Annotated in this window: 22 protein-coding genes; 10 read left to right on the top strand and 12 right to left on the bottom strand. The window is 60.7% G+C overall.

The genetic code is table 11. The features are described from left to right. Nucleotides 1-224 precede the first annotated feature (224 nt). Nucleotides 225-1,718: an aminotransferase class I/II-fold pyridoxal phosphate-dependent enzyme gene (locus V1273_RS28965; RefSeq protein ID WP_334411666.1), complete on the bottom strand. Its 1,494-nt coding sequence runs from the start codon at nucleotides 1,716-1,718 to the stop codon at nucleotides 225-227. A gap of 122 nt (nucleotides 1,719-1,840) precedes the next feature. Between V1273_RS28965 and V1273_RS28960 the strand changes: the two genes are divergently transcribed. Then, nucleotides 1,841-2,632, top strand: a complete 792-nt coding sequence (locus tag V1273_RS28960; RefSeq protein WP_334411665.1) for an outer membrane protein — start codon at nucleotides 1,841-1,843, stop codon at nucleotides 2,630-2,632. 26 nt (nucleotides 2,633-2,658) lie between these two features. On the opposite strand, the gene V1273_RS28955 is transcribed toward V1273_RS28960, so the two are convergent. Next, nucleotides 2,659-3,048 (bottom strand): response regulator, encoded by a 390-nt coding sequence (locus tag V1273_RS28955; RefSeq protein WP_334364773.1) that lies wholly within the window; start codon nucleotides 3,046-3,048, stop codon nucleotides 2,659-2,661. After that, complete coding sequence (locus tag V1273_RS28950) at nucleotides 3,041-4,519, bottom strand: sensor histidine kinase (RefSeq protein ID WP_334411664.1); 1,479 nt, start codon at nucleotides 4,517-4,519, stop codon at nucleotides 3,041-3,043. Before V1273_RS28950 ends, V1273_RS28955 begins: the two co-directional genes overlap by 8 nt. Before the next feature lie 211 nt (nucleotides 4,520-4,730). On the opposite strand from V1273_RS28950, the gene V1273_RS28945 reads away from it, so the two are divergent. Genes V1273_RS28945 through V1273_RS28935 form a run of 3 tightly spaced genes read left to right on the top strand, consistent with a single transcriptional unit; the run spans nucleotide 4,731 to nucleotide 8,431 of the window. Continuing rightward, on the top strand, nucleotides 4,731-6,161 hold the full coding sequence (locus tag V1273_RS28945; protein WP_334411663.1) for a sensor histidine kinase: 1,431 nt from the start codon (nucleotides 4,731-4,733) through the stop codon (nucleotides 6,159-6,161). Nucleotides 6,162-6,163: 2 nt separating this feature from the next. After that, the gene (locus tag V1273_RS28940) at nucleotides 6,164-8,080 is read left to right on the top strand and encodes a putative bifunctional diguanylate cyclase/phosphodiesterase (protein ID WP_334364770.1); all 1,917 of its coding nucleotides are present in this window, start codon (nucleotides 6,164-6,166) and stop codon (nucleotides 8,078-8,080) included. A gap of 45 nt (nucleotides 8,081-8,125) precedes the next feature. After that, nucleotides 8,126-8,431, top strand: a complete 306-nt coding sequence (locus tag V1273_RS28935; RefSeq protein WP_334411662.1) for a hypothetical protein — start codon at nucleotides 8,126-8,128, stop codon at nucleotides 8,429-8,431. 191 nt (nucleotides 8,432-8,622) lie between these two features. Here the strand turns inward: V1273_RS28935 and V1273_RS28930 are convergent, their stop codons facing one another. The 5 genes from V1273_RS28930 to ctrA form a co-directional block, all read right to left on the bottom strand. Beyond that, nucleotides 8,623-9,780: a glutathionylspermidine synthase family protein gene (locus V1273_RS28930; protein WP_334380605.1), complete on the bottom strand. Its 1,158-nt coding sequence runs from the start codon at nucleotides 9,778-9,780 to the stop codon at nucleotides 8,623-8,625. Between the two features lie 5 nt (nucleotides 9,781-9,785). After that, a complete protein-coding gene (locus tag V1273_RS28925) occupies nucleotides 9,786-10,187 on the bottom strand; it encodes a hypothetical protein (protein ID WP_334411661.1) in 402 nt (133 codons plus the stop codon). 2 nt (nucleotides 10,188-10,189) lie between these two features. Beyond that, on the bottom strand, nucleotides 10,190-10,594 hold the full coding sequence (locus tag V1273_RS28920; protein WP_213289180.1) for a DUF350 domain-containing protein: 405 nt from the start codon (nucleotides 10,592-10,594) through the stop codon (nucleotides 10,190-10,192). Between the two features lie 145 nt (nucleotides 10,595-10,739). After that, on the bottom strand, nucleotides 10,740-11,546 hold the full coding sequence (locus V1273_RS28915) for a cytochrome P460 family protein (protein WP_334411660.1): 807 nt from the start codon (nucleotides 11,544-11,546) through the stop codon (nucleotides 10,740-10,742). 163 nt (nucleotides 11,547-11,709) lie between these two features. Beyond that, nucleotides 11,710-12,411, bottom strand: a complete 702-nt coding sequence (gene ctrA / locus V1273_RS28910; RefSeq protein WP_016848562.1) for a response regulator transcription factor CtrA — start codon at nucleotides 12,409-12,411, stop codon at nucleotides 11,710-11,712. A gap of 366 nt (nucleotides 12,412-12,777) precedes the next feature. On the opposite strand from ctrA, the gene fliI reads away from it, so the two are divergent. The 4 genes from fliI (at nucleotide 12,778) to V1273_RS28890 (ending at nucleotide 16,293) form a co-directional block, all read left to right on the top strand. Next, nucleotides 12,778-14,103 carry a flagellar protein export ATPase FliI gene (gene fliI, locus V1273_RS28905; protein ID WP_065746183.1) on the top strand — a complete coding sequence of 442 codons (1,326 nt, stop codon included), beginning with the start codon at nucleotides 12,778-12,780 and terminating at the stop codon, nucleotides 14,101-14,103. 109 nt (nucleotides 14,104-14,212) lie between these two features. After that, the gene (gene fliJ, locus V1273_RS28900) at nucleotides 14,213-14,629 is read left to right on the top strand and encodes a flagellar export protein FliJ (protein WP_057842912.1); all 417 of its coding nucleotides are present in this window, start codon (nucleotides 14,213-14,215) and stop codon (nucleotides 14,627-14,629) included. A 197-nt stretch (nucleotides 14,630-14,826) separates the two neighbouring features. Then, nucleotides 14,827-15,384: a sigma-70 family RNA polymerase sigma factor gene (locus V1273_RS28895; protein WP_334411659.1), complete on the top strand. Its 558-nt coding sequence runs from the start codon at nucleotides 14,827-14,829 to the stop codon at nucleotides 15,382-15,384. 3 nt (nucleotides 15,385-15,387) lie between these two features. Next, nucleotides 15,388-16,293, top strand: coding sequence for an anti-sigma factor (locus tag V1273_RS28890; protein WP_334364764.1), 906 nt, complete (start codon nucleotides 15,388-15,390; stop codon nucleotides 16,291-16,293). 169 nt (nucleotides 16,294-16,462) lie between these two features. Here the strand turns inward: V1273_RS28890 and V1273_RS28885 are convergent, their stop codons facing one another. Beyond that, nucleotides 16,463-16,669, bottom strand: coding sequence for a hypothetical protein (locus V1273_RS28885; protein WP_334364763.1), 207 nt, complete (start codon nucleotides 16,667-16,669; stop codon nucleotides 16,463-16,465). Between the two features lie 328 nt (nucleotides 16,670-16,997). Next, complete coding sequence (gene flhA / locus V1273_RS28880; RefSeq protein WP_334364762.1) at nucleotides 16,998-19,133, bottom strand: flagellar biosynthesis protein FlhA; 2,136 nt, start codon at nucleotides 19,131-19,133, stop codon at nucleotides 16,998-17,000. A 308-nt stretch (nucleotides 19,134-19,441) separates the two neighbouring features. On the opposite strand from flhA, the gene V1273_RS28875 reads away from it, so the two are divergent. Beyond that, nucleotides 19,442-19,627: a hypothetical protein gene (locus V1273_RS28875; RefSeq protein ID WP_334411658.1), complete on the top strand. Its 186-nt coding sequence runs from the start codon at nucleotides 19,442-19,444 to the stop codon at nucleotides 19,625-19,627. 349 nt (nucleotides 19,628-19,976) lie between these two features. Continuing rightward, nucleotides 19,977-20,618 (top strand): hypothetical protein, encoded by a 642-nt coding sequence (locus V1273_RS28870; protein WP_334364760.1) that lies wholly within the window; start codon nucleotides 19,977-19,979, stop codon nucleotides 20,616-20,618. A gap of 53 nt (nucleotides 20,619-20,671) precedes the next feature. On the opposite strand, the gene V1273_RS28865 is transcribed toward V1273_RS28870, so the two are convergent. Both V1273_RS28865 and V1273_RS28860 read right to left on the bottom strand, forming a co-directional pair. Continuing rightward, the gene (locus V1273_RS28865) at nucleotides 20,672-21,061 is read right to left on the bottom strand and encodes a VOC family protein (RefSeq protein ID WP_334411657.1); all 390 of its coding nucleotides are present in this window, start codon (nucleotides 21,059-21,061) and stop codon (nucleotides 20,672-20,674) included. 374 nt (nucleotides 21,062-21,435) lie between these two features. Beyond that, entirely contained in the window at nucleotides 21,436-21,999 is a 564-nt protein-coding gene (locus V1273_RS28860; RefSeq protein WP_334411656.1) for a YybH family protein, read from the bottom strand. Between the last annotated feature and the right edge of the window lie 47 nt (nucleotides 22,000-22,046).

Here is a 22,046-nt window from a genome sequence, read left to right as displayed (position 1 = left end):
CTTTACCTCGCCCCGCTCTTCGCGGGGAGAGGTCGGCGCGTAGCGCCAGGTGAGGGGTCGCTCGGCGCGCTCCGGTTGTCATCGGATTTCGCGGGTAGAGCCCCTCCGTAGGGGCCTCTCAGCCTCAGCCGGTCGAGGCGGAGGATCTTCAGGTGTGCAAACAGTACTTCGATCTTCTCAGCGCGAGTGACGGCGTACTCGCCATTCGACAGGGGGCCGCGGCATCAAGCTGCGACGCCCTTTACGGGTTTGATCCGCCGCAGCTCATCGAGTTCCAGTTCCGCTTCCGCCTTTGCAGTGGCCAGTATTCGCACAGCGTAGGCGATGTTTTCCTCGGAGTGATTGGCCATCACCTGCATGCGAATTCGGGCCGCGCCCTTGGGAACGGCGGGAAATTCCACTAGGTTGGCGACCAATCCGAGTTCGATAAGGCGTCTTGAAACAAGACGTGCAAGGCCTTCCGAACCCATTTTGACGCAAACGATCGCGGATGGGTCGCCATAATAGTCGAGGCCGGCCTGCTTCAACTCGCGACGAAGCGACAGGACGTTGGCGAGCATCTTGCGCCGTAGCGCGTGCCCTTCGCCGGAAGCGACGATCTCGAATGCCTTCAGGATCGTCGCGGCCTGCGCCGGCGAAAGGGCATTGGAGAAAGTGGCAGGGGCGCTGTAAAAGCGTAGATATTCCTGCACCGCTCGGCTCTTGCAGGCGACGAACCCGCCGTTTGACGCAAACGTCTTGGAAAAGCTCCCCATCACTATGTCGACCTTGCCGAGCATGTTCTGCAAGCCGATGTGGCCGCGGCCGTCCTCGCCCAAGCAGCCAAGATCATGTGCGACGTCGACGACAAGAGTCGCATTGAATTCGTGGCAGAGAGCTTGCAGGACAGCGAGATCGGGGGTGTCAGAGTCCATCGAGAACAATCCCTCCGTGATCACGAGGATTCCGTTCTCTTTGTCCTTGGCTCGGATTTTCGCGAGGATGTTCCGGCAATATTCGTTGTCGAGGTGCCGGAACAGATGAAGGTTGGTGCTTGCGGCGTGAGCGCCCTCCTGCAGGCAGGAGTGTGCCAGCATGTCCATCACGATATGGTCGGCCGACCTGACGAGGCCCTTCACGACGCCGAAGCCCGCGGCCCAACCTGTCGGGTACAACACGACGTGGTCCATCGCCAGGAATTCGGCGATCTTGCGCTCGAGCGCTACCGAGTACGAAGTGTTGCCGACAAGCGCAGGAGAGCCAGCGCTATGTACCCCACAGCGCTCGATAGTCTCGATCGCCGTTGCCTTGATGGCCGGATGCGATGCCAGGCTGAGATAGTCCTGCGAAGCAAAGTTTACGCCGAGCATCCTGTTGCCCCGGTCGTCCTGAGCAGAGCAAACGGTCTTGGGACCGTCCTCCGTGGCACGAGAGAAGGGCCAGAGGCCGTGATGCCGGCGCAGATCCTGCCAGCGGAAGAAACCTTCGGTGCGTCCCAAAAGGTCTGCCCCACCGGGGACGCGGAAGTCCCTCATGCTGCCCGTCAAGGCGGCCGGCGCAATACCGGTGTATGAATCGTTTGAAGCCATCCCGAACTCGTATTTTTTGGTTATTCTGTTGAGCGTGCAGGATGCCCGGGACGAGATTAATTCCTGGTTGGATATTGGGAAGTTTTCCGGCCTTTTCCGGCGAAATTTGTGTTTGGTTTTCTGTACCTTAAGAGCTGCACAGAAAGTCATGGCGGACGCCAGGAAGGGCCGCGGGGGTCTTGGGCGCCCGCGCGCGTAAAGGCGGCGTTAACCATAGATGGCGCAATGTGTCTTTCATGTTTCAAGGCCCATCCGGAGCAAGCGAGGAATTCATGATCGGCGTCCTGAAAGGCCAGCCATTCCACAAAATTTCAAGCCAGGTCGCGGCGGCAGCGATGGTTGTCTGTGCGCTTTCCGCGCCCGCATTCGCTGCGGATTTGCGATTGCCTGTGAAGGCGGCCCCGCCCATCCCGCCTGTTCCGGTATTCTCATGGACCGGCTTTTATATCGGCGCGAACGGCGGCTGGGGCTCAAGTCGCAACTGCTGGGATCTTGTTCCGCCCACGCCGGTACCCCCTGCGCTGCTCGGCCCCGAAGGCTGCCACGATGCGACAGGCGCCGTAGCCGGCGGCCAGATCGGCTATCGCTGGCAGGCAGGCGCCGCAGTCTTTGGTCTGGAAGCGCAGGGTAACTGGGCTGACCTCAACGGCAGCAAGATCAGCCCGCCGTTCCCTGCCACGACCAACCGGTCACGGATCGAAGCGTTCGGCCTGTTCACCGGCCAGATCGGCTGGGCCGTCGAAAATACACTGTTTTACGTCAAGGGCGGCGGCGCCGTCACCGATAGCCGCTTCCGCTACACCGACAATGCAACCGGCATCGTTCTCGGCGCTGCGAACGACACGCGATGGGGAGCCGCGGTAGGCGTCGGCCTCGAATTCGGCTTCGCTTCGAACTGGTCGGTCGGTGTGGAGTACGATCATCTGTTCATGCAGGATCGTACGTTTGACTTTACCAGCCCGGCTGGTGCTTACGCCGGCACGGTTGCCACCCGTCAGGATGTTGATCTCGTCACGACCCGCGTGAACTACAGGTTTGGTGGCCCCGTGGTCGCGAAGTACTGACCGCGCTGAAGTTCGACGGCGTGGGCCTAGGCGGCCGGACTCTCGCGAGCGACCGAAGGCAGATGCGACCGCATCTTGCCGAGCAGCCGCTGCATGTCGACAGGCTTCGTATCAAAATCGGAGCATCCGACTTCGACGCTCTTGTCGCGATCGCTGGCAAGCGCATGGGCTGTCAGTGCAATGATGGGAATGGCCGATGTTGCCGGATTGGCCTTGATCCGCTGTGTTGCTTCCCAACCGTCCATTTCGCCGAGCGCTACATCCATCAGGATCAGATCGGGCAATTCGCTCGCTGCCATATCCACGCCCGTCGGACCGTCGCAAGCGGAGCAGACAGAAAAGCCGTTGCGCTCGAGACGGCGCGTAAGCATGTCCCTGTTCATCTCATTGTCTTCAACAAGCAGAATTCTATGCATTGGCAATTCCGGCGGGAGCAGGCAGAGCAGTATCGGTGACGTCGGGAACGAGCGTGGCCGCGGCGTAGCGGTCGGTTTTCCGCCGACCTTCGACGAGTGGCATTCGGATGGTGAAGCGGCTGCCCTTTCCGGGTTCGCTTTCCACGGAGATCTGGCCGCCCATCAACTTGCAGAGCCTTTGGCTGAGCGCCAATCCAAGTCCCGTACCGCCATACTTGCTGGTGCTGGAGTCGTCGGCGACAGTGAATTTCTCGAAGAGATTCGGCATTTGATCCGGCGCGATACCGATTCCCGTATCGATGACGTCAACGATGAGTTGATCGCCCGCCACGCTCTTGAGGCGTCGCGCGGCGATTTCTACCGTACCGTTGTGGGTGAATTTCGCTGCGTTATCAGTCAGCTGCCCAACCAAATTGCGAAACCTTCCAGCATCGCAGAGCGCGGTCCCCAGATCGGGGGAGATCGAACATGCGAACTCGCTTCCGTTTGCCTCAACTGCGGTCCTCGCCCGTTCGGCAACATCCCGAAGCAATTCGCTGAAATCTATTTCTTCCAGATGCAGCTCCATTTTTCCTGCTTCGATCTTGGAAAGATCGAGCACCTCGTTGACGAGCTTCAGCAGGTGCTGTCCGGCCGTGTGTATCTTGGTCAGGTCAGCAATACCCTCCCTGTCGCCTTCTATCTCGGCGTCTTCGAGCAGCATCTGGCTGTAGCCGATCACTGCGTTGAGCGGTGTGCGCAGCTCGTGACTCATCTTGGCCAGAAATTCGGATTTCGCGGCTCCCGCGCGCTCGGCTTCCTCGGTAGCCGCACGCAACGCCGATGCCGTCGCCATGTGCTGCCGCATCTCGCTTTCTAGCTCGCCCTGCGAGGCCTGGATCTTCGCATAATAGAGCGCCATCATCGCCACATAGATCGACGCCGCCGTCGTCGAGACGAGACCAAGCCCCTGCATCGCAGCAACCGGCAGCTTGCTGTTGATTTCGAACCCACGCGAGTAGAAGAAGGTGAATACCGCCACGTTGGCAACGAACATGATCATTACGATCAGGCGCAGCTTGCTCGACGAGCCCAGATAGAAAAATGCCAGTAACGGTATGACGAGTACCCAGGCAAGCGTGGGGGAGGTCACGCCGCCATAGAAGAAGCAGCTCCAGAGAATGCAGAAGATCAGGTTCTCGATCGAGACGAGCGCAAGCGTGTCGTAGGGCGCGCCGGCGCGCAGAATGAACGGAAATACCCAGAACAACGTGATCGACGCCGCCAACACCGCCACGTCATATCCGGGCGCAGGATCTAGCAGATAGATTGAAATCGGGACGACGTTTCCGATGAACGGACCCAGGATGTGACTGACAAGAAACACGTGAGCACGGTTTCTCGTATCGCGGTCGGAGGCGATGCTGGGCGGAATGAAGTAATTGACCAGATTGTCGAGGGCAGCAAGTGCCGTTGCAAACTTGGCGTTCATGAAATTGGGCCCGCTTCCTGCGAGTTAGTGTTCCGATATTCCGATCCGTTGCCCTTGCGACTTTGCAAGTAAAAATAAGTACAGTTTCCGGCAGCTAACAGTTTCACAGCTCGCTTAAAACCGCGTTAATCGACAGTCACCCCCGACTAAACCGATTCTTAAAAGGCGGTGCGCTAGCTTGCCTGCCATAAAACTTCAGTGGGGGCTCAATATGCCCGTTTGGCAAGAAGTCGTTAAGTTTATTGATTGGTTTGTTCCGGCGGAGGCCAAGCTCGAGCGCTCCGAGCGGGAACTCGCGCAGAACTTCATATTCACTCATCTGTTCGGGCCTGCACTTTCGCAGTCCATCAGTCTGTTTCTCTATCTCAGCGACCCGCACCAGGGTTTTGCCTGCTGGACCGTCATCACTTGCATCTGGCTGTTCTGGACTCTTCCGTTCGTCTACAAGACGAGCGGCAACCTGCAGCTATCGGCGCTGATCTCCGTTGAGTTGCTTGCTTTCACCTCGTTGTTCGGCGCCTACTTCTACGGCGGCGTCAGCTCGCCATTTCTGCCGTGGTTGATCGTCAGCCTGCTGCTTGGCTTCTTCTATCTGTCGGAACGGCCAATCCTCGTCGTCGGCCTGTTCACGTTCAACATTCTTGGCTTCATTCTTGCCTACCTGCTGTGGGGTTTTCCGACGCTACTGTCGCACGAACAACTTTCGACGGTCGGCTGGATCTCGATCCTCTCCGCCACGATCTACATGTCGTGGATGGCGATCTACTACGCCAACATGATCACCGTGGGATCCGAGCTCGAGCGCGAAGCCGAAAGGCATCGGGAGACGGCGGTGCGCCTGCGCGAAGCCAAGGACAGGGCCGATGAGGCGAACCGCGCGAAGTCGATCTTCCTGGCCAAGATGAGCCACGAGCTTCGAACGCCGCTGAATGCCGTGATCGGATTCAGCGAGATTTTGCTCGAGGGTGTGGAATTCGAGGGCAAGAACAGCCGAAAGAAGCCGGATCTCGAACGGATCAATTCCGCAGGAAAGCATCTGCTGTCGTTGGTGACCGACGTTCTCGATCTGTCGAAGATCGAGTCCAACCATGTCGAGCTGAAGATCGAACAGTTCGATCTGAATGACATGGTTCTCGAGGTTGTCGCCACGGTTCAGCCGACGGTGGCCGAAAAGAAGAACAAGCTTGTCGTCAGGTGCCCATCCAACCTGGGCATCGTGTCGACGGACCAGACCAAGCTGCGACAGGCCGCGCTCAATCTGTTGAGCAATGCCGCGAAGTTCACGGAAGCGGGCACGATCGTCCTCTCGGCGCAGCGCCGCAAGCATCAGGCGGGCGACTGGATCGAGATCCAGGTTCAGGACACCGGAATAGGCATCAGCGAGTCCGAAATCGGGAGACTCTTCCAGAATTTTGGTCAGGCGAGCCAAGCGACATCCAGCAAGTATGGCGGAACGGGACTCGGTCTTGCGCTAAGCCAGAAGCTTTGTGCGCTGATGGGCGGAGGCATCTCGGCAACCAGCGAGCCTGGACGAGGATCCTGCTTCACCATACGTGTGCTGGCCTGGATGACCGAGCAGCAGCCGGCCGATGAACCGTCCATCATGCCCGCGTTTGCGGTCGCCAGTTCATCGGCGGTGTAAAGATGTCCATCCAGAACACAAATGTAACTCGTCTCGAGGACTTTGCGTCACAGGAGTCCACGAGTACCACCGCCAGCGATGCTGAGGTGCGTCCCCATTTGCTGATTGTCGACGACATCAGCGACAATCGCGCGATCCTTTCGCGGCGCTTTGAACGGCGCGGCTTTGCCGTCACGGAGGCGGAATCCGGGCTTGCCGCCATTGAACTGATCGAGAGAGAGACGTTCGATCTCGTCCTTCTCGACGTCATGATGCCTGGAATTGACGGCATAGAAACCTTGAAGCGGATCCGCGATCGAAAATCGGCGTCCGCACTTCCCGTCATCATGGTTACCGCCAAGTCGGAAAGCACCAACATTGTCGACGCCCTCGAGTGCGGCGCCAATGACTACGTCACGAAGCCGGTGGATTTTTCGGTCGCATTGGCGCGGGTTAATACGCAGATCAGCCGCAGGCGCGCCGAGCAGCAGGTGGAGTTTGCGAATGAGCAGCTTCGCAGGACAAATGAAGCATTGGAGGCGCGCGTGGAAGAGCGCACCAAGCGCCTCGCCGACGCCAATCAAAGGCTCAAGGAAGAGATCGCGGATCGTGAGGAACTGCAGGCGAGATCCCAATATCTAGCTTATCATGATTCGCTGACGGGGCTCGGCAATCGGATGCTGTTCAAGGAACAACTCGAGCAGGCGCTTACAGACGAAACGGTGACACCGCATCCGCTTGCGGTCCTGTTCGTAGATCTCGATGGATTCAAGGCGGTCAACGACACCGGGGGCCACTCGGTCGGCGATCTGCTTCTGAAGTCCCTTTCTGCCAAGCTTCGCGATCTGCTGCCGCCAACGGACCGCATTGCGCGGCTTGGCGGCGACGAGTTCGCGATCCTGCAGATATCGGGTATCCAACCATCAGCGTCGCTCGCTCTTGCGGAGCGAGTCATCGAGGTCGCGGCTCATCCGCAGACTATCGAGGGAAACGACGTGACTGTGGGCGCGAGCGTCGGAATTGCGATTGTGCATCCTGGTGAAATGAATGCGGAAACCGTCCTTAAATGCGCGGATCTCGCGATGTACAGCGCGAAGTCCGGCGGTCGCGGCACATTTCGCATGTTCGATCCGCAGATGGATGCCATCGTCCAGACCAGGCGGTCGCTGGAGCGGGATATGCGCAACGCGTTGGCCCAGGGCGACTTCAGCCTGTTCTATCAACCGCTGGTTAACCTGCAGACCAAGAAGGTAACCGCCTTTGAAGCGTTGATGCGCTGGCATCATCCCGAGCGGGGCTCGGTGGCGCCGTCGGAATTCATTCCGGTCGCCGAGGAAATGGGCCTGATCCTGCCGCTGGGCGAGTGGGCGTTGAGACAAGCATGTATGGAGGCGGTCCACTGGCCGGACGAAATCAACCTCTCGGTCAATCTGTCTCCTTTGCAGTTCGCCAAGGGGAACCTTGTTTCAACCGTCATGAGCGCGTTGGCTTCGTCGGGACTGCCAGCAAACCGCCTCGAGTTGGAAATCACGGAATCGGTGTTGCTCGAAAAATCCGAAAGAAACATCGGGATCTTGAACCATTTGCGCGCACTGGGCGTCCGGATATCCATGGACGATTTTGGCACGGGCTATTCTAGCATCGGTTACCTGCGCAGCTTTCCCTTTGACAAGATCAAGATAGATCAATCCTTCGTCCGGGATGTGCTCGTTGATGAGGGTAGCCTGGCAATCGTTCGGGCGATCGCCGGGCTGGGTGTGAGCTTCGGCATCACGACAACCGCCGAGGGAGTCGAGACGGAAGAGCAAATGCGCTGCCTTAACCAGGAGGGCTGTATCGAAGTTCAGGGATACCTGCTCAGCAAACCGGTACCACCAGCCGAAGTGCCTGGATTGCTGGAGCAGCTTAAAGCCGCTGGTGCGCCAGCTTCCGGTTCCTGAAGTGTGTGCTAGGTTCAACCCGATTGATTGGTCCGAGAGCCGGTGATGGAAACCGGACTCGATGTACCGACAGAACTTCGTCTCCTGGTCGCCACTGGCCTCGATAACGCTGAAAAGGCTTTTGCGTTCTTTTTCGACGCCGGGACAAAGTCGGCTGCACCAGCTTCCAAGGAAACAATCGCTCTTCTAAAGCGGGTTGTGGCCGTGAAGTTAGATTACGCTCGAAAGCTTGCGCTCGCGAGTGAGCTATCAGAAATGACCGCGTTGCAATTCGTATATTGCCAAGCACAAGTTGAAATCACGGCTGATCTAATTCGCATTGTTTCGGATTCGATCCCCAGCGAGCGCTGACTCAATAACGGCATCATTTAGTGATGTCTGTTAGTCTAAAGGTTAAAAATCGAAGCCCATTAGGCGTGCCCCCTTCAACGAGGGATGCGACCTCACCCTCACCCCACCAACCCTCTAAGAGCGAGCTTCGGTCGTCTCGACCCCGCGAAGAGCGGGGCGAGGGAGCGCGACACACCGCCTCTGCTGCCGCGCTACAAGATCGCGTGCGGCAGGAAACGCGACGCGTTGCCGGTGATTGGGTTCTCGTCCTCGCGGATCGACAGGCCGCATGGCGTGTGATCGACCAGCCAGCTTCCGAGCACCGGGTATAGGTCGGTGAAGCTCGGCAGCGGTGCGAAAGCCTGCCGGATGAATCCTTCCGCGCCATAGGGGCCCTGCTGCTCCGCCAGCGTGGTGCCGGCGCTGACGAGCGCAACATTGGCGCCTTCACGCGAATAGAGCGGCTTGCGCACGAACGAGGAGCCGAGCATGGCCGCCTTCGGATCGTCCTCGAAATAGGCCGGCAGCAAATTGGGATGCTTCGGAAACATCCCCCACAGCAGGGGAAGGATGCCCTTGTTGGAGAGGATCGCCTTCCATGGTGGTTCGATCCAGCGGGTCGGCGCGGTTGCGAGTTTTTCGCCGAACGTGTCGCGGAACATCCATTCCCAGGGATAGAGCTTGAAGGCGAGTTCGATGGCGCGGTCGTCGAGATCGACGAAGCGGCCATTGCCATCCAACCCGATTTCCTTGATGTCCATCAATGTCGTCTTCAATCCGGCTTGGCTCGCAGTGTCCTGCAGATAGGCCAGCGTACCGGCATCCTCGGCATTGTCGGTCATTCCTGTGAGATGAAGATGCTTGGCGCCGCCATGTTTCTTCCAGGCGTCTATCAGGCGCTCGTGGATTGAATTGAACTGGTCGGCGCGTTTCGGGATGATGTTGCGCTCCATCGCCTGTTCGAGCCAGGTCCACTGAAAAACCGCTGCTTCGAAAATCGAGGTCGGCGTATCGGCATTGTATTCCAGCAGTTTCGCCGGGCTCCAGCCGTCGTAGCTCAGGTCCAGCCGGCCGTAGAGGCTGGCGTCACGGCGGCGCCAGCTCTCGGAAATCAGCGGCCAGAACGCTTCGGGTATTTTCAATCGGCGCAAATACTTTTCGTCGTTGATCACGCGGCCGACCAGCTCAAGGCACATCGCATCGATCTCGGCGGTGGGCGCCTCGATCCGCCGTTCGATTTCCTGCAGCGTGAACGCGTAATAGGCCCGTTCATCCCAATAGCGTTCGCCATTGATGGTGTGAAAAGTAAACCCGACGCCTTCGGCGGTGGCACGCCAGTCGTCACGTTCGGGGCAGACGATCCGTTGCATGAAATTCAACCGCCTGAAAAGCCGATGGCATGCCCGAACGAGCCGAAGCCGCCGCGCTGCACCGAATGCGAGCCGGAATCGGAGGAGGAATGGCTCGAAGAGGAGTAGTCGCTGCTATAGTAACCGCTGCGCGACGAGCCGCCGCCGGAGCCGCCGCCATGGCCCGAGGAAGAGCTGTGGGAGGAGCACTCGGCGGTGTTTTGCGTCGGCGATGCCAAGTGCGGGTTTGGTTGCTCGCAAGTGCGGTTTGGCATCAGCGTGTAGGCGGTGGCGCCGACGGCAAACGTGCCCATCAGCAGGAGTGCGACATGGCCTGAACGCTTGGCCGGCGGCGGAACGGGACGCGGCGCCGCCGGCACCGAGACCGGCTTGCGCTTGCCGAATTCAGGCTCTGAATTGTTCGCCATGGTCAGTAGGTCATGCAAGCGGCGTTGATCGCGCCGGCGGCCAGCGAGGACAGCCCGAGCCAGATCGCGGCGGCGAGTTCGCCCGATGCGATCCGCTTCGACAGGTTCGGCACCGGAACCCTGACGAGGTAATAGACGATGATCTGCACGATCAGCGCGATCGCGGCCCAGATCAGGCAATCCCAGACATTGGCCGAATGGGTGATGGCGCTGACCAGCGGCAGCACGAAGCCGAGCAGGCTCAGGCCCAGCGCAATCGCGGCGGCCGGCTCATTGGCGCGGATCAGATCGAACTCGTTGTGCGCGGTGATGCGGGTATAGACGAAGAGGTAGGCAACCACGGCAACGATCGCCGTGCAGAAATACACCAGAAACGCCGGCAGCCCGGCGAGGGATTGCAGGATCATTGAATTTCGCCCCAACTCGTGCGTTCCGGCAGGTTCGCACGATCTGTCAGTCGACGCATCGGGGCAGGCGGTTCAATCCCAAACAAAAACCCCACCATTTCGGGCGGGGTTCGCAAAACTTCCATGGCGGCCTTGATTCAGCCGGCTATTCCCTGACCTCGATCTTGCCCTTCATGGCCGGGTGCAGGCCGCAGATGTAATCGTAGATTCCGGCGTCAGTGAGGGTGAGCTGGGTGGTCTGGCCTTTCAACGCGATCGGCGAGCGCTGCGCCTTGGGGCTAGTGATCGTGACCTGGTGCGGCGAGGAGTCAGTGTTGTGCCAGGTGATGGTCTGGCCCTTGCTGACGACGACGGTCTCCGGCCCGAACTTGAAGTCGGAGATTGAGACCACGCCGGGCCCCGGCGCCGGCTTTGCCATGGCGCCTTCGGGCGTGCCCTTCAAGCCCGCCAGTGAGATAACGAAATCCTGCCCGGCATGCGGTTTGTGGCAGGTGAAGCAGGCCGTCAAATTGGCCTTGTCGTTGACTTTCTTGTCCGGGCCAAACGCCTGATACTCCCATTCGCCGTTCCGAATGTCGTCCTTGTACTCGGTGCCCCAGCCGTCGCGCTTTTCCATCACCGTGTAAGCAACGAGTTCGCCCTTCTGGAAACGACCGTTGGCATCCTTGAGAGGCTCGCCGGCCGCATCGAGCTGCGCCTTGTACTGCACCAGCGTCAGCACCGTGCCGCTCGGGATCGGTTGCCCCTTGCGTACCGCATCGACCGCTGCTGGCGTCGCATAGAGCTCGCGATACTGCTTGTTGTCGTAACGATCGACCGTGGCGTAGAGCGTGCCCTTGTCGAAATTCTCCGGGAAGGCGACCTTGTCGCCGCCGGCGAGCGCCGAATAGCCGATGAGTGCGCCCGATGCCGATCCGAGCGCGACAGCGGCAGCCAGCCTGACGTTTTTCATGACTTCCCCCTCGTTTGCGGATGACTCCGTCAAGTACGAGACAAAGCGGGTTTCAATCCGGGGAGGCGAATTTGTCGCGTGGCAGTGGCCCAAACAAAAACCCCGCCATTTCGGGCGGGGTCCAGTCGGGGGTGGCGAGCCTTGGGCTCGCCGTAAGCCCTGATCAGGCGGGGATGCGCTCGTCTGCCTCGTGCGGCTCGCGCAGCACGTAGCCGCGGCCCCACACGGTTTCGATGAAGTTGCGGCCTTCGGAGGCGTTCGCGAGCTTCTTGCGCAGCTTGCAGATGAAGACGTCGATGATCTTCAGCTCGGGCTCGTCCATGCCGCCATAGAGGTGGTTGAGGAACATTTCCTTGGTGAGCGTGGTGCCCTTGCGGAGCGAGAGCAGCTCCAGCATCTGGTATTCCTTGCCGGTCAGGTGCACGCGCTGGCCACCGACCTCGACCGTCTTGGTATCGAGATTGACCACGAGATCTCCGGTCTGGATGACCGACTGGGCGTGACCCTTGGAACGGCGCACGATCGCGTGGATGCGGGCAACCAGTTCGTCCTTGTGGAACGGTTTGGTCATGTAGTCGTCGGCACCGACGCCGAGACCTTTGACCTTGTCCTCGATGCCGGCGAGGCCGGAGAGGATCAGAATGGGAGTCTTGATTTTCGATACCCGGAGCTGCTTGAGCACGTCGTAGCCGGACATGTCGGGCAGGTTGAGGTCGAGAAGGATAATATCGTAGTCGTAAAGCTTACCTAGATCGACGCCTTCTTCTCCGAGATCCGTCGTGTAGACGTTGAAACTCTCGGATTTCAGCATCAATTCGATCGACTGCGCGACGGCGCTGTCATCTTCTATCAGCAAAACGCGCATGCCAGTCCCCTTTAGTCCGCCGCTCCGGGCGTCAGGTCGGCCGCACTTGCGGCACTCAAAACGCCTTTAACAACTGATTCGGATCCTGACAGACACATGGTTAACAAAATCTGATTCCGGTTCGCAAGCTCTTTAAGTGCAATTTCTAACGAATCGCCCTAAGATGTTGCTCGGAAGCAGCTTTTCTCCATAGTGCCCACTCAGGTTCCAGATTAAGAGGCGGGCCTAACCGACTCCCGCGTTTAGCCCTTCTTCTGACGGGCAAGCGCTTTCAGTCACCAAAGACAGTGACGCAATGATTAATGATGCGGGTAAACACGAGGTTAAGCGCGGTTTCTTAAAGTGCGGAAACTTAAGGTTTTCGCAATGAAGGCGCTCGCGGAGCAGATCGGCGATATCGACGGCGTCAATATATATGGCCGCGTTGTGGGCGTGCGCGGCCTGATGGTCGAGATCGCAGGGCCCATTCATGCGATGTCGGTCGGCGCCCGCATCGTCATCGAGACCGGCGGAAGCCGCTTCATCCCGGCCGAGGTAATCGGCTTTTCCGGCAGCAATGCTGTCGTGATGCCGTTCGGTGGACTCGACGGCGTCCGGCGTGGTTGCCGCGCGGTCATTGCGACGGCGGCAAGCCAGGTGCGGCCGTCGCCGGCCTGGCTCGGCCGGGTCATCAACGCCATGGGGGAGCCGATCGACGGCAAGGGGCCGCTGGTGCAGGGCCCGTCGCCCATGCCCTATCGCAATGCGCCGCCGCCGGCGCATTCGCGCAAGCGCGTCGGGGCGCCGCTCGATCTCGGCGTGCGGGCGCTCAACACGTTCCTGACCTGCTGCCGCGGCCAGCGGCTCGGCATCTTCGCCGGCTCCGGTGTCGGCAAATCGGTGCTGCTGTCGATGCTGGCGCGCAATGTCGATGCCGATATCACCGTCATCGGCCTGATCGGGGAACGCGGCCGCGAGGTGCAGGAATTTCTGCAGGAGGATCTTGGCGACGAAGGCCTGGCGCGCTCGGTGGTGGTGGTGGCGACATCGGATGAGCCCGCCTTGATGCGGCGGCAGGCCGCCTACCTGACGCTGGCGATATCAGAATATTTCCGCGACGAGGACAAGGACGTGCTGTGCCTGATGGATTCGGTCACGCGCTTTGCGATGGCGCAGCGCGAGATCGGGCTGTCGGCCGGCGAGCCGCCGACCGCGAAAGGCTATACGCCGACGGTGTTTACGGAGCTGCCAAAACTCTTGGAACGGGCAGGGCCGGGCACCGGCGTCGGCACCATCACTGCCATTTTCACGGTCTTGGTCGATGGTGACGACCACAACGAACCAATCGCGGATGCGGTGCGTGGCATTCTGGACGGTCACATCGTTATGCAGCGCTCGATTGCAGAGCGCGGACGGTTTCCCGCGATCAATATTCTCAAATCGGTCTCGCGCACCATGCCGAGATCGGCCAATCCCGACTATCTTCCCATAATCATGCGGGGCCGCCAGGTGATGGCGACCTACGCCGACATGGAGGAACTGATCCGGCTTGGCGCCTATCGGGCAGGCTCGAGCCCGGAGGTCGACGAGGCGATCCGGTTGCACGAGCCGCTGGAAGCCTTTCTGCGCCAGGCCAAGGACGAAAACTCGAGCCTCGATGACGGCTACCGCCAATTGGCGCAGATCCTCGCCAATTTGGAAACGGAACGCTAACTTTGTCAGGCCATCATCCCCGGCACATGATTAATGACGCCGGTGGGGTCCCCCGAGGGAGCCGGCTCCGTCCCGCGTTCAGATTGGGACTTCTGGGGAGTATGAGTCGATGAAGTCACGAGAAACGCTGATCCGCCTGAAGAAATTTCAGGTCGACGAGAAGCGCCGAAGGGTTACCCAGATCGAAGGCATGATCGCCGACTTCCAGCGCATGTCGGTTGATCTCGAGCGCGAAATCCAGACCGAGCAGGAGCGGGCCGGAATCAACGACCCCTCCCACTTCGCCTATCCGACCTACGCCAAGGCCGCGATCCAGCGCCGGGAAAACCTGACCCGCTCCGCCGACGAACTGCGCATCCAGCTCGAGGATGCCAAAAGCCTGTTGAGCGAGGCGTTCGAGGAATTGAAAAAGGTCGAACTGCTCGACGAGCGCGACCAGGCGCGCGAGCGCGCCGAGGAGAGCGCCCGCGAACAGGCCGACATGGACAGTATCGGCCTGATGCGCGCCCGGCTTGGCGTCGCCTGACGCTTCTCACACTCATCGGTTGAAGGAATCGAAAACCCGGGCCACAAGGCCCGGGTTTTTTCTTGGTGGTTTTCTTGGCGGATTGCCCGGAATCGGCGACTTGGTGCCCAGTTTGACGCAGGGTATGCTACGAAACTTCTCGATTGCTCCAGCGTACGACGCGATGGAGGACCGAGATCGATCTTGGGGGTCGTTGAATGCTGACGCCAGCGGAGCTGGTCTGGCTGATTGCCGCGGTGGCGAAGGGGGATGAGGCCGCTTTTGAGCGCCTTTACGCCGCCACGCGCGCGAAACTCTTCGGCGTCGTGCTCCGTATCTTGAGGCGTCAGGACCTCGCGGAGGAGGTCATTCAGGAGGCTTACGTCAAGATCTGGAACAGCGCGGGACAGTTCAACCCGGCGCTCGCTTCGCCGATCACGTGGATGGCGTCGATCGCGCGCAACCGGGCGATCGATGTGGTGCGCAAGAAGAGCGAAAGCTCGATCGAGGAGGAGCCGACCGCCATGGAAGTGGCGGCCGAGTCGCCCGATCCGCTGGCGCGGCGCGAGATGACGGAAGAGTTGAAGCGGTTGCTGGAATGCGTCGGCCGCCTGGAGCCGGATCGGCAGAAGCTCGTGCTGCTCGCCTACTACAACGGCTGGAGCCGCGAACAGCTCGCCGTCAAGTTCGAGACACCGGTGAATACGGTGAAGACGTGGCTGCGCCGCAGCATGATGGAGATAAGGGAGTGTCTCGGACTAGGGTCCGGGTCTTGAACGATGGCCTATAGCGAAGACCATATTGCACTCGCTGCGGAATATGCGCTCGGCACCCTCGATGCCGACGAGCGCGCGCAGGTCGAGACCATGATGGCCGTCGATGCCGAATACAGCGCGCTCGTTCACGCCTGGGAATACCGCCTTGGCGTCTTGAACCAGATGGTCGGTTCGGTCGAGCCGCGGCCGATCGTGTGGGAAAACATCAAGGCCGCGATTGGAAGTTCCACGGAAGCGCAGGCGCCGCTGACGCTGCCTCAGGCGCCGCAGCCTGCGCCTCCGGCCGAGCCCGTGGTGGCCGAGGCACCGCCAGCCGTCACGGCGCCGGGCGTGGCAGACAATGCGGTTGCGGACAGTTCGAACGTCATCCAGTTGACGGGCCGCGCGAAGCGCTGGCGCAATGTGGCTTCCTTTGCCACCGCAATTGCCGCATCGCTTATCGCGATGCTGGCGGTGCAGGTCTATCGGCCGGAACTGTTACCGGAGGCGCTGCGGCCCAAGCCGCGCATCCAGACCGTCGAGGTGAAGACGCCGGCGCCACAGCCGACACCCTCGGCGCAATATGTCGCGCTGCTGCAGCGTGACGGCGGTTCACCCGCGTTCATCTTGACGGTCGATGCGGCGACGAAAAATTTCACCGTCCGCAAGGTCGGGGCCGATGCCGAGCCGGGCAAGAGCTTTGAGCTCTGGCTGATTTCCGACCGCCTGCCGCAACCGCGCTCGCTCGGCGTGATCGGCGGCAGCGAATTCACCGCGCGCCCGGCGCTCGCCACCTACGACGCCAGTACGATCAACACCGCTCTCTTTGCGGTGACGGTCGAGCAGGCCGGCGGCTCGCCGAGCGGCCAGCCGACCTCGGCGCCGGTCTTTAGCGGCAAGCTGATCGAGACGGTACCGGCTGCTCGCTAGCGCCTGCTGGGGCGGAGCAGCACGCCAACAAAAAAGAAAACGCCCGTGGGGAGCGGGCGTTTTCGCAGTCAACTTGGGGGTAGTTGGGGTCTTATATATCCACGTGGCGACTTTGGGGGGCTGTAAAGAGCCGCGTGAATTCCGTGAATTCCTGTTGCGGATTCCTCCGTTAACGTACGACTGAGTTACCGGAACTGGTGATCGCCACCGGCTTGCCGGCCTTCATCACGCGCGTGCTCGCGGTCTGGGTGAGACCTTCATCCGAGCTGTTGCGCGCGGAGATGCTGAACCCGGCGACCACGACACCTGCCACGAGGGCCACGACCACGATCTTGAGATGGGTCGTGCGATCCGCGCTGTAGATCGAATGGTTCATGGAAGTCTCCTGCCGCCTCCGGCCTAACGGATTTGTTGGATGCGTCCGCAGGCTGGTTCAACGTCTCGCGTCAGAAAACGTAGGACTCCGGGATCTGTTTCCAAAGGAGCGATCACAAGGCGGTGAAAAGACTTGAACGGCCGCGATCGGAACGCCTGCGGCGATCGCCGGAAATGAATAAATATTCAGTCTCTGTAATAGCTTATGTGGAGATCACCGCTTCTCAAGGCCGAATGGTGCCATATCGGCCATTTTCGACAAACCAGTTGCCTGTGGCGAAAAGGCTTCGCCATTTTCGCCGGTGATTTGCGCCGCGCCCGCCGCCAAACTAGACGCTACCGACCGTCTTCAGCCGCGCGCGCGGGTGAATTTCCGCCTGCGACAACACGGTGGTTTGCGAGCGGAACCGCTCGACCAGCGAGCGCACGAACGGGCGGATTGCAGCGGAGGTGACCAGCACCGGCGCCTCGCCCTCGCGCGCTGCCTGCTCGAAGGCGTTGCGAACACTGGCCATGAACTCCGACAGCTTTGAGGGCTGCATTGCGAGGCTGCGCTCTTCGCCCTGACCCACGATCGATTCCGCAAACGCCTGTTCCCATCGCGACGACAGCGCGATCAGCGGCAGATAACCGTTGTATGTGGTATTCTGTGCGCAGATCTGGCGGGCGAGGCGGGCGCGGACGTGCTCGACCATGGTGGCGGGGTTGCGCGAGAAGGCGAGCGCGTCGGCGATGCCTTCGAGGATGGTGGAGAGGTCGCGGATCGAGATCCGCTCGGCCAGGAGAAGCTGCAGAACGCGCTGGATGCCCGACACCGTGACCTGGCTCGGCACGATGTCCTTGACCAGTTCGCCCTGTTCCTTCGGCAGGTCCTTCAAGAGCTTCTGCACCTCGCCATAGGACAGCAAGTCGCTCATGTTGTTCTTGAGCAGCTCGGTGAGGTGCGTCGACAGCACGGTCGCGGCATCGACCACCGTGTAGCCTTTCAGCGAGGCCTCTTCCTTCAGTGCGGCATCGACCCAGGTGGCCGGCAGACCGAACGTCGGCTCGACGGTGTGGATGCCGGGCACGCCGACCTGGTTGCCGGCGGGGTCCATCACCATGAACTGGTTCGGCCAGATTTTGCCGGTGCCGGCGTCCACTTCCTTGATCTTGATGACGTAGGTGTTGGCCTCGAGCTGGACGTTGTCGAGGATGCGCACGGCGGGCATCACAAACCCCATTTCGATCGCGAGCGAGCGGCGCAACGCCTTGATCTGCTCGGTCAGGCGGTCGGTGCCGTCAGGGCCGTTGACCAGCGGCAGCAGCGCATAGCCAAGCTCGATCTTGAGGTCGTCGATCTTGAGCGCGGTGGCGATCGGCTCTTCGGCCGCGGCGTTGGCGGCAGCCGCCGCGAGATCGGGTGCAGCGGCCGCGGCGGCCTCGGCAGCCTTGGTGACGTTGTTGTGGTTTCGCGCTTTCCAGGCCAGCGCCGCGGCGCCGCCGCCGAGCGCCAGGAACGGCAGCATCGGGATGCCCGGCAACAGCGCCAGCACCAGCATCACGCCGGCCGACATGCCGAGCGCCTGCGGGTAACCCGAGAGCTGCTTCATCAGCGCCTTGTCGGCCGCACCGGTGATGCCGGCCTTCGACACCAGGAGGCCCGCGGCGGTGGAGACGATCAGTGCCGGCACCTGCGTCACCAGGCCGTCGCCGACCGTCAGAATGGTGTAGGTACGGGCGGCGTCGCCAAAGCTCATGCCCTGCTGGGCGACGCCGATGATGATGCCGCCGATCACGTTGATGAAGACGATCAAGAGGCCCGCGATCGCGTCGCCGCGGACGAATTTCGAGGCGCCGTCCATGGCGCCGAAGAAGCCGCTTTCGTCCTCGAGTGCCTTGCGGCGCTCCTTGGCGGTCTTCTCGTCGATCAGGCCGGCGGAGAGATCGGCGTCGATCGCCATCTGCTTGCCCGGCATCGAATCCAGTTGGAAGCGCGCGGCGACTTCGGCGATGCGCCCCGAACCCTTGGTGATGACGACGAAGTTCACGATCACGAGGATCGCGAACACGATAATTCCGATCACGAAATTACCGCTCATCACGAAATTGCCGAACGCTTCGATGACATGGCCGGCGGCGGCCGTGCCCTCATGGCCGTGCGACAGGATCAGGCGGGTCGAGGCCATGTTCAGCGACAGCCGCAGCATGGTCGAGATCAGAAGCACGGTCGGGAATGCCGAGAATTCCAGCGGCGCCTGGATGAACAGCGACGTCATCAGGATCAGGATCGACACCGTGATCGAGATCGCCAGGAACAGATCGAGCACGATCGCCGGCAGCGGCAGGATCAGCACCACGAGGATGACGAGGACGCCGAGCGCCAGCGCCAGATCGCCGCGCTTCAGGATATCGCCGATTTCGCTCAAGGACGGAAACTTGCCGCCCGTGCCTGCGCCGCCCTGACCCGCCGTGACATCGACCATGGTAGCCGCTTCCCCCCGCGTCTGCCGCCATCGGGCGCCAGACGTCTTGGCGGCGGCTGAAGGGCCGCCGTTCCGAAAGTGAGGCACCGCACTGGCGTCCACGGGGTTCCTCCCGTTTTACGCGGCCGACGACACTCGACTTCACCCGGCAATTTTTGCCCGGTGTATGGTTAGCAAAGGGTTAACGGGGGAGGTTTGGCCCGGTTATTCCGACGCCGATGGCTTTGCCGCCGTAAGTCGCTCCACATTTTCCTGTCATACCCGCGAAGGGCACACTGACCGAATTGTTCGGCGCCGGCGGAGAGACGGTGTGGATGCAGCCGCCGTTCTTCTGCGATTACGGCTCGAACATCGAACTCGGCGAGCGCGTCTTCTTCAACTTCAATTGCGTGGTGCTCGACGTATGCCCGGTAAGGATCGGCGACTTCACGCTGTTCGGCCCGGCGGCGCAAATTCTGACGCCGATGCACCCCTGGAACGCCGAACAGCGCTGAAAGGAAGAGTTCGGCAAGCCAATCGAAATCGGATCGGACGTATGGGTCGGCGGCGGAGCGATCATTCTGCCGTCCGGATCGGATCGCGGGCAGTGATCGGCGCGGGAAGCATTGTGACGCGGACATTCCTGAGGGCGTGTTTGCTGCAGGCAATCCTTGCCGCACCGTCCGGGAAATCACCGAGCAGCGATCCTGTTCCTCCATTTAACGTTCAGGAACATCTAGGCCGGCGGGTTAACCTTGTTGGCAAACAGACTGTACGTGGGTCGGTTTGTTACTCGAGCCGCCGCCAAGTTGCCGCATTGGACCGGAGAATTTTCACTGCCACTAAACAAAGTGGAGGAGCATCATGCTGAGAATGATGTTGTTGGGCCTCCTCATCCCATTGGGTGTTGGCGTGCTCGCGGCAATGGAACTCAGAACTCCTGCGCGTAATGCACTAGTGGTCGTCCAGCCCCTTGCCGAGACAACCGTAGGCGTTTCCGATTCACATATTTCCGATTCACATGCTGCGTTGGCGAAGGCTGATCGACTTGAATTTGCCGCTGCGAGCAGCGAGACGCCAGCGCAGCATGCTCTAGAGCATGATCCGGACCCAGAGGGCCGCGTTCGCGAAAAGTCGGTACCGGTTTTCCCTCGCGACAAACGCGGAACGCGTTTGCGCGAAGATCATGCTCAAATCAAAGAGATAGGGCAGGATGACGATTCGAAGAAAAGTCATCATGCTCTGGTCGACGAACGCATTTCTCCGCCGCAAGGCATCAGTGTCGGTTCTTCGGAGCCCCCGAGGATAATCAACCGCCATCGGCACGATCGCAAATCAAAGAAGGTCACGACCGCCGCCGCTCCTAAGCCGAAGCCAAAGACAACCGATATCAGGCGAACTACCATTTCCGAGCGGCGAAAGACCGCCAGCGACACCGAGCCCTGTCGGCTAAGCGCGTTTGGTGGCTTGCGCAAGGCTTTGAATTCAGTCGACTGCGAAATCTGATTATCGGAACGGCTTGAAGCTGCTTCTAACGAGCCACTTCTCGCCGCCGCCCGTCATGGATTCCATCCGCCGCTGCCATAGGGGCGGGTGATGATTTCGAGGAGGTGACCGTTGAGATCCTCGAAGTAGACCCCGCGTCCGCCGTCGTGACGATTGATCTCGCCGGGCTGCTTGCGCGCCGGATCGGCCCAGTAGGCAAGCTTGCGTTCCCGAACCCGACCGAAAATCTCGTCGAACTCGGCTTCGCTGACCAGAAAGGCGTAGTGCTGCGGCGCGATTTCGTCGGTGTCCATGTAATCGAGAAAGGCTCCGTTTTCGGTAGCGACCATCTCAAACGGCCCCCCGTGCTTCGGGGCTGGAAGGTTCAATATATCGGTCAGGAACTTCGCGGAAGCCTTGCTGTCGCGCGCCGGCAGGATCGTGTGGTTGAAATGGACCGCCATGTTCGCTTCTCCCTAAAGATTTTGCGCTGCGCGCCGCTGGTTTGTTCGATCCATAAAGAGAGCTTCTCGACAGCGCGAACAACGAGCCTTTGCTACCGGCTGTCTTCAGGCGCCAGAATGGATCGGACGAGGCGGCTGACCTCGTTCGAGTAGCCGCAGCTCAAGCCTTGCTGCCAAACGGCTCCACCGCCTAACCAGCACACCTTCGGTTGAGTTCCATTCGTTGGAATGCAGTCAAATGATTTTGGCTGCCGCGCGGCAGGAGACGAGGGGACGCTACGCGGCCTCACTGAAAACGATGCGTGGGGGAGCCGAAACGAAAACCGAACAGCATTTGCGTCCTCGGAGCTACGCTTCGCGCCAGCCGATTGAAGTCATTCCTTCATGCCAGGGCCGCGCGCGAGTGCCGCCGATTGCTGCAGGCTGATGCCATGGGCGAGCGGGTCGGCGTGGCGATGCACCAGGTGCCACTCGGTCCCGTCCCGCCGATAGACGAGCGTAACGCGCAACGCCCATTCCTGTGCGGGCAGCTCCCCGACCTCGACATGGTCCCGTTCGATCAGCGCGAGAACCACCATGTCGGCCGAGCCATAGGATTGGACGACCTCCTGCTTGTGGGTGCCGTTCTTGAAGAACCGTCCCACCCTGTCCCAGGTCTCGGACGTATAATGCGAGCCGTGCGAGGGTGGCCCGCCGAACGGAGACATCAATGTGAAATCGTCGGTGATGGCGATCATCGTTCGGTAAGTCTCTGCGTCTCCCCGCATCAGCGCCGCGTTCGACACTTCGGAATGCTTGATCAGCTTGGCGACCGCATCTTCTGCCGCGGCCGGCTGCGCTGCTGCGAGCGGCAGACCCGCCATCGCCGGGATGGCGCGACGCCGGGATAACGCCGGAGGCGAGCCCGCGCCGGGCGTCATCGGTGATTTCTTCGACATGTAAGCACCCCAGTGTTGAACGAACCCGTGTGATGAGCGAGGCGCTA

Source organism: Bradyrhizobium sp. AZCC 1721 (assembly GCF_036924715.1).
Lineage (GTDB): Bacteria > Pseudomonadota > Alphaproteobacteria > Rhizobiales > Xanthobacteraceae > Bradyrhizobium.
The sequence above is the reverse complement of the archived record's forward strand: the minus strand, read 5'-3'. Positions and strand labels throughout refer to the sequence as shown.